The following is a 7,126-nucleotide window of genomic DNA, read 5'->3' as shown; positions in this document are numbered from 1 at the left end:
TCGTCGGCAGCGTCAGATGTGTATAAGAGACAGGATAAAAGGCGTAAGATTAGTTTGCAAGCCATTTTATAAAGGAGTGATTCATTTGAAACGAGTTATGGGAGTACTTTCTACAGGTTTATTAGCAGGCGCGATGCTATTTGGTGTTTCAAGCCCGCAGGCGTATGCAGATTCTCCAGCAAAGCCTTACCAAGTAATAACGGATGGATTTGATGGGGAGCAAACAACGATTGGATTTGAAAACAAGACAGATTTTGAAAATTACTTAGAAAGCCATCCAGTTCCTAAAAGCAACAAAGTGCAACCTTTAGCATCAATTTATTCTACTTTTTATTATGATAATGATTTGAAGGGCTCACGTTTTACTGTAAATGCAAGTAGAAACCCAGTTGTTGTTGTAAACTTTGGTGGTTCTAATAATGATAATGTTTCTTCTATACTTACACATCCTTATGGAGATTATACGACTATTTATGAACATGTTAATGCAGAAGGGCGAGCACTTGCAATTGTAAACAATGGAAAGTATATTAATTTGACTGATGTTAGTATGGGAGATGGAGCTAGAACTTGGAATGATGAAGTTTCATCAGCGATTGTAAAATCTAATTAAGCTTAGTAGAAAAACTGATTTTCATCGAGGGTTTCTACAATCTGAGCATTTCACTGATAGTGAAATGCTTTTTTGTCATGTTTAATTTCGCTTAAATATGCTTTAACTTAGTTTAGGGTACCGCCCATCGCTATCAAGTTAACAAAATTCCATTAAAGTAAAAAAATACGCTATTCTTTCTATAGAATTATAGGAAATGATAACGTATTTTTTGCTTTATAGATGGTGAAAAACCTTAGCTTTATAGCGATGTGGTGCTACCCCACATCTATCAACTTAAGAAAATAGATAAAACCATTAAGAAAAATCTTTCCATGTAAAATCAACACTCAAAATACCAATGGGCTGTTCGTTACTCATATAGTTTTTTGCGGAAACTACTTCCGGTTTGCGAAAACAAACCAGATTGTTGTAATACCCAAATGCTCGGCAAATTATTGGACGTACCGGATGAATACCGCAACGATCGTTTATTTCGTCATAGAAAATACATGTTCCAAAATATCGTTGCTGACTTTTTAAATCTAGGCGTTTTTTTGTAGGCATCGATTTTATCTTCTTCTTCTTTATTTTTTTAAATTCTTCTTCTGTAATTGGAACGGGACCGCAACACATTCCTTTGCAGCCATTACAAGGTAACCCTTCCATTTAATCATCTCCTAAAATAAGTAATTGTTATAATTAATCCAAAAATAAGGGTTTTCTAGTTCAGCAACCAAAAAAAGAGGATTTCATTTTATATTCAGAGAGTTTGGCTTGAATTCTCCTTTCTTATCGTTTTAGAACAACACAAAAAGGTCTTTAGACGCACTTGAAGAAGAATGCTCTTCAAGTGGTTCAAAGACCTTGACCTGCTATTCAAATAAAATACCCGATGTCATTTTTTCTAAAAAAGAAAAGTATCTCTATTATTATTTCAACAGATTTATCACAATATTACAACGATAGCCGAATTAAAAGAGATTTCTTAAACATCATTTTTAATTTCTTTAATCTCTGTTAAATATTCAAAGTTTCTTTTCTACACCAGCAAAGGGATAGAAAAGATTTTGAAGCTACGTAAAGGTAGAAAAAATGTATACATTTCTACTTTATTGTTTATATAACTCTTACCATTAATTAAATTTAGAAAGAGCGAATTTGGCTGTAAAATTCATTTTCTTCATAAATGAAGAATTCACTCCTGCTTGAAATTGTACAGAAATATTACCGTCTTTTTGCGCTTCGAATACGCGTCCATAAGGTGAATTAGCATTGTATGTACCAATTACTTGATTGTCTGCGTCAAAGACTGTGTAAGAAATCGGGAATCCTGAATTATTTACAAAGACTGTAAGTTCTTCTCCTTTTTTAAGATTAAAAAATTCTTTTTGAGACACTTCATATGAACTCAGAGAATAATATTTAGTAACCTCTTGAATTTCTAAATCCATAGTTGCTGCACTAGCTTTCGGAACTTCTAACCCTGGTAAATTCATACCCGAAAGTACTGCTACTCCTAATGCTCCTGCTAAAATGGCTTTTTTCATAATTCTAACTCCTCCTTTAATATTCTTTCATAAAATAGTTACAATAAGTAAATGTAAAATCTACTCACTGTAACTATTATAGTTACAGTGATAATTATTTTCAATAGAAAGTGGTATGCAATTTTGCATACAGAGGTATTACTACATGTCCATAAAGCTAACAGAACAGATTATCCCAAAAACGATAATGTCGGTGTGAAGTCCTACATGGGCTTTTCCGAATCGTGAAATTTGTAAAACATGTGCTTAAATTGATGTTAAATAATACCACACTGAAAATATTCATAAATAAAGGACGTATACGACGATGAAACAACCAGTGAATTTTAAATGGGAGCATTATGAGCCGGATATTCTTATAGAGCTACTAGACAAGCGAATAAAAACTCCATCCTATGAAGTCCTAAAGTTGTTGAGAAACAGGGCTTCATAGGATGAAGTTACTTTGCGAGAGGATTAAGTGTGCAAAAAATTTTGTTAAACGAATCCTAAAGGGAGTAAGAGGCATTCGTTTAAAAGAATTTACCTCGCAAAAAATATTAACATAGGCCTGCCGGTGAAGATGTGATAAAAATTACAGAGTTAATAAAAACTTCATTTTGTACAAAACAAAACCCTAGTTTCCTAGGGTAATGGATATAACAACCCGATTTAATCGAGCTTCTATATTATAAGGTGTAATCGCAATGGTTATTAATGGTGAATGCGACCGGAAAGAGCAGCTAGCAAAAGCTAACTGCTCAAGGCTCTCCAGGGGGACGGAGAAATTATTATGGTATCTATATTATTGACGGAATATTGAAACTTATTCACAGGATAGTATTATTTATTATGTAAGTAATAAGATACAATTCCTATAAGAACTAAAGACTCACATGTAATCGCAAATATATTTTTTTGTGGTTTTCGCAAATCACTTATCAATGATAATACTGCACCGATTCCAATAATAATCAAAAAAATAAGACTGTATATATCAAGCATTTTCTTCACTCCTGATGTTTGAATAATTCAATTATATAATAATTACCGTTTTGTGGGGATTGTTGTTTGACAGAATAATCCTCTTAATAGACAGTAAGAAAGAATAATGGACTTAGGAAATCGAGGGATGCATTTTGAAATGCTTATCAATCTATCGAATGAAATGCACCAAAGAGATAGAGTGGCGCGTATAAACAAGCCATCAGACTCTTGTGAAGGTGTTAAAAAGTAAAGGTGGACGAATGGAATCTATGAAGCTAAAAGTACAGTAGACTACGATGGTGTGTATAAAGGATGAGCTATAGCACTTGAAGCTAAGTCAACAGAGGGTCCTACACGAAAGAAAAATGCAATCAGATTGATTGATACTTTTTTAGGAATAATTTAGAAAGTTGAATTATCAGATTAATATGTTTTTCGGTTATAATGGAACTTATTTGAGTATGTAGTTTTAGAATAAAATGTAATTGAGAATTGGAAAACAACAAGCATTAGAATATCCTGAGAATGCAAACGTTAAGGGGATTTTTCTAAGAGAACAATCTTATTCTGACAAAGCATATCTTGAAATGAGATCCCAAATCGAGGAGTATTGTCCGGGATTAAATGAGGAATTAGAGGGTTTTACGGAAGGGTTTGGTTATCAACCAAATCAATTAAAGTTTTATAACGATGCCTGGTTAATACCTGGAGGGTGTAGTCTAGGCGCAATTTCCCCCCAAAAAATGTCTGATGGTAAAACATATGTATTACGAAACTACGACCTCTCTCCTGATATTTCGGATATGCGCCTTTGTACAACTAAAGTAGATGGAAGATACACTCATACCGGTTTCTCCGTTTCTACATTTGGTCGAAGTGAAGGATTAAACGAGAAAGGTTTATGTGTAGTGTTTGCTTCGTGTGGTATGCCGATAGGTAAATATCCAGGTATGAGAGAACCAGTAGTTACGGGGTTACAGTTTATGGTGGTTGTGAGAGCCATACTAGAGACGTGTAGAAATATTGAAGAAGCCGTCTATGCGGTGAAAAACATGCCTGTGGGAACGAATATGAATTTACTTTTAGCGGATGCAAATGGTGAGGCAGCTTTAGTTGGAACATATGACGGGGTTAAATATATTATTTAGAAGGTTAAATCCTAATGTTAAGAAGGTATTGTCTATGCAAAAGGAATTAGTATTTTTAGGGTGTAAATATGAGGGGAAAACGTTTTAATAGCCCAAAAGCTACGTGGTTCCCTTCTATATTCGAAAGGAGTATCCATATTGAACAAACTATCTTTAAAACCCATTGACAAAAGTAATTGGGAAGAGGCTATAAAATTATCAGTAAAAGAAGAACAACGCACATTTATCACCTCCAATCTTTATTCTATTGCAGAGGTTCAATTTTTAGATAATTTCTATGCAAATGGTATATATCTTGATAGTAAGCTAATAGGATTTGTGATGTTTGGAATAGACTCTGATGATAATAATTATTGGATTTATAGACTAATGATTGATAAAGAGTACCAGGGACAAGGTATAGGTATACAGGCTATATTTCTCATTATTGAAAAGATAAGAAGTATTAATAATAAAAATATTCCTCTAATCATGATTGGATATAATCCTAAAAATCTTTCAGCAAAAATTGCTTATAGGAAAGCTGGATTTGTTGAAACTGAAGTATCATCTTGGGGTGAACAATTGGCGAAGTTCACCTTATAGGGGCACTATACATGCCCATCAACTTAAGAAATTGGTTGTTCCCCAAAACGAAAAAGTGGATAGGCTACACTGAACTAGACAAAAAAATTAAGGTCAAGTAGACTACAACTAATATATTTGAGGAGAATCTACTATGACGAAAAATAAAAGAGAAAGAAGAACCTTTACAGCGGAATTTAAGCACCAAATGGTTCAACTGCATCAAAATGGTAAATAAAGGAAAGATATTATTAAGAAATATGGATTAACACCATCATCATTGGATCGGTGGATCAATCAAAATCATACATCTGGCTCGTTTAAAGAGAAAGATAATAAGACCGCTGAACAAATAGAATTGGAAGCGTTGAGAAAACAAAACAAACAGCTTCTTATGGAAAATGATATTTTAAAGCAAGCGGCGCTGATACTAGGACGAAAGTAAAAGTAGTGAAGAATAACCTACATAAATACTCGATATCAGCAATGTGCGATGTCCTACAATTATCAAGAGCGACGTATTATTATGAGGCAAAACAAGCACAAGATACAGTAGATGAATTGTCACCACTCGTGAAAGAAATCTTCCGAGAGAGCTGCCAGAACTATGGAACACGAAAGATAAAAGTGGAATTAAAGAAGTTAGGATATGTGATTTCACGTCGCCGTATTGTGTGAATCATGCAGAACCAAGGTTTAGTATCGAACTATACGATTGCACAGTTTAAGCCGAAGAGAGTTAGCTGTAATGAAGAAAACATTTCAAACGAACTCAATCGTCAGTTCAACCAACAAGAAGAGCTAGCTGTAGTCGTAAGTGATTTAACATACGTCCGTGTGAACAAAAAGTGGAATTACGTATGTTTATTAGTCGATCTCTTTAATCGAGAAATCATATATCATAGCGCAGGCCAAAAGAAAGATGCCGAGCTTGTTTCACAAGCTTTCGCAACGGTGAAAACAAACTTAAATCGGATTACCTTATTTCATACAGATCGAGGAAATGAGTTCAAAAACAAGCTGATTCATGACACGTTAGAGGCCTTCAAAATCCAGCGTTCATTAAGTGCGAAAGGATGTCCATATGATAATGCAGTAGCGGAAGCAACCTACAAAGTCTTTAAAACAGAGTTCGTTCGTGATCGTCATTTCGCAAGTTTAGAAGAATTGATTTTAGAATTGAACGACTACGTAAACTGGTTTAACAATGTTAGAATCCATGGCACACTAGGCTATTTGAGCCCTGTTCAGTACAGACAGGAACACCTTAAAAAAATTGTCTAGTTTCATGTTGACATACCAAACTTCTTGTTTTGGGAATCTTTTAATAGACCATTATTAAAGAGAGGAGATATGTTATGGATGCTAAAACTTTTGACAAGCTTCAGACATTACGTAGATATAATTGGAGTTGCGTTTAATAATATTAGTGAGATGCATAGTGCGATTGATAAAGCTATTAATGATCTTACTTATATGTCCGCGCAATGGCACGATTTAGATTCTAAATATTCGAGAGTAATGGGATATATTGATAATGCAGCTCAAAAAGCTGATCAAAATAAATTTAAATTCTTAAAACCTAACTTGGATGCGGCTAAAGACAGTTGGAAAACAGTAAGAACAGATGCGTTCATATTAAAAGAAGGGATAAAAGAATTAAAAATGCAACCCGTCACTCCGCAAAAATAAGGCATGTGCTTATTTTCTTACTACTAGTAATGGAATTTATGTAAATTACCAAAGAAACATCTTTATTTAATGAGAATGTATAGCTACTCCATTTGTAATATTATTGCAATAATCGTAATGATAATTCTGAAAAATCGAAATCAAATTCCAATTCTAAGGGTATTTCTAATTGTTTGATTGGATTTTCAGAAAGAGTAAGGTAAATACTTTTAAAATAATATAAAAGGAGAATTAGGTGCATTTATGCGTGTTAAATTAGCATAAATAGGCATATGTAGAGAGTTCAAACTTATTTGAATTTAAAGTATTGTTAACCCCGATGAAACACGAAATATTCTAATTGTTAGTACAATTAGAATATAAGATTTAATTGGAAAGAAGGGGTTATTATGAAAGAAACAATTAGTAGTTATGAAGATTTATTGGATATGTTAGATTCGTTATTGCGTGAACCAACTCAAATTTGGGATGATTTTTATTCTAATCGTGAAAAAGGAGTTCCCTTTTTTACTAATAAACCAGATGAGAACTTAGTTAATTATTTCGAGAAAAAATTACTTAATCCAGGAAAAGTTCTTGAACTCGGATGCGGTCCAGGCAGGAATGCAATTTAC

Annotated in this window: 6 protein-coding genes and 4 pseudogenes; 7 read left to right on the top strand and 3 right to left on the bottom strand. The window is 33.6% G+C overall.

Going from position 1 to position 7,126, the window contains the following annotated elements; all coding sequences use genetic code 11:
- Positions 1–85: 85 nt before the first annotated feature.
- The gene (locus tag JDS96_RS29345) at positions 86–613 is read left to right on the top strand and encodes a hypothetical protein (protein ID WP_033799391.1); all 528 of its coding nucleotides are present in this window, start codon (positions 86–88) and stop codon (positions 611–613) included.
- Between the two features lie 297 nt (positions 614–910).
- Here JDS96_RS29345 and JDS96_RS29340 read toward each other — a convergent pair whose 3' ends face one another.
- The 3 genes from JDS96_RS29340 to JDS96_RS29330 all read right to left on the bottom strand — a co-directional run bounded on the left by JDS96_RS29340 (position 911) and on the right by JDS96_RS29330 (position 3,126).
- Positions 911–1,261: a YkgJ family cysteine cluster protein gene (locus tag JDS96_RS29340; protein WP_199668938.1), complete on the bottom strand. Its 351-nt coding sequence runs from the start codon at positions 1,259–1,261 to the stop codon at positions 911–913.
- 467 nt (positions 1,262–1,728) lie between these two features.
- On the bottom strand, positions 1,729–2,142 hold the full coding sequence (locus JDS96_RS29335) for a hypothetical protein (RefSeq protein WP_199668937.1): 414 nt from the start codon (positions 2,140–2,142) through the stop codon (positions 1,729–1,731).
- An 822-nt stretch (positions 2,143–2,964) separates the two neighbouring features.
- Positions 2,965–3,126, bottom strand: coding sequence for a hypothetical protein (locus tag JDS96_RS29330; protein WP_018766059.1), 162 nt, complete (start codon positions 3,124–3,126; stop codon positions 2,965–2,967).
- 106 nt (positions 3,127–3,232) lie between these two features.
- Here JDS96_RS29330 and JDS96_RS33155 point away from each other — a divergent pair.
- The 6 genes and pseudogenes from JDS96_RS33155 to JDS96_RS29305 all read left to right on the top strand — a co-directional run.
- Positions 3,233–3,421 (top strand): annotated as a pseudogene (locus JDS96_RS33155) (Holliday junction resolvase RecU); the annotation flags it as partial.
- A gap of 172 nt (positions 3,422–3,593) precedes the next feature.
- Positions 3,594–4,256, top strand: a complete 663-nt coding sequence (locus JDS96_RS29325; RefSeq protein ID WP_199668936.1) for a C45 family autoproteolytic acyltransferase/hydrolase — start codon at positions 3,594–3,596, stop codon at positions 4,254–4,256.
- Positions 4,257–4,394: 138 nt separating this feature from the next.
- On the top strand, positions 4,395–4,841 hold the full coding sequence (locus JDS96_RS29320; protein WP_199668935.1) for a GNAT family N-acetyltransferase: 447 nt from the start codon (positions 4,395–4,397) through the stop codon (positions 4,839–4,841).
- A gap of 133 nt (positions 4,842–4,974) precedes the next feature.
- Positions 4,975–6,104: pseudogene (locus JDS96_RS29315) on the top strand (IS3 family transposase).
- A gap of 120 nt (positions 6,105–6,224) precedes the next feature.
- Positions 6,225–6,512: pseudogene (locus tag JDS96_RS29310) on the top strand (hemolysin); the annotation flags it as partial.
- Between the two features lie 389 nt (positions 6,513–6,901).
- Positions 6,902–7,126, top strand: a pseudogene (locus tag JDS96_RS29305) (SAM-dependent methyltransferase); the annotation flags it as partial.

The sequence above is a fragment of the Bacillus cereus group sp. N21 genome, assembly GCF_016483395.1.
Lineage (GTDB): Bacteria > Bacillota > Bacilli > Bacillales > Bacillaceae_G > Bacillus_A > Bacillus_A pseudomycoides.
This window is presented reverse-complemented; position numbering and strand designations above follow the sequence as displayed.

Bases quoted from the DNA above. Each gene is read 5' to 3' on its own strand.
- JDS96_RS29340 (WP_199668938.1), bottom strand. From the start codon at position 1,261: ATGGAAGGGTTACCTTGTAATGGCTGCAAAGGAATGTGTTGCGGTCCC.
- JDS96_RS29335 (WP_199668937.1), bottom strand. From the start codon at position 2,142: ATGAAAAAAGCCATTTTAGCAGGAGCATTAGGAGTAGCAGTACTTTCG.
- JDS96_RS29330 (WP_018766059.1), bottom strand. From the start codon at position 3,126: ATGCTTGATATATACAGTCTTATTTTTTTGATTATTATTGGAATCGGT.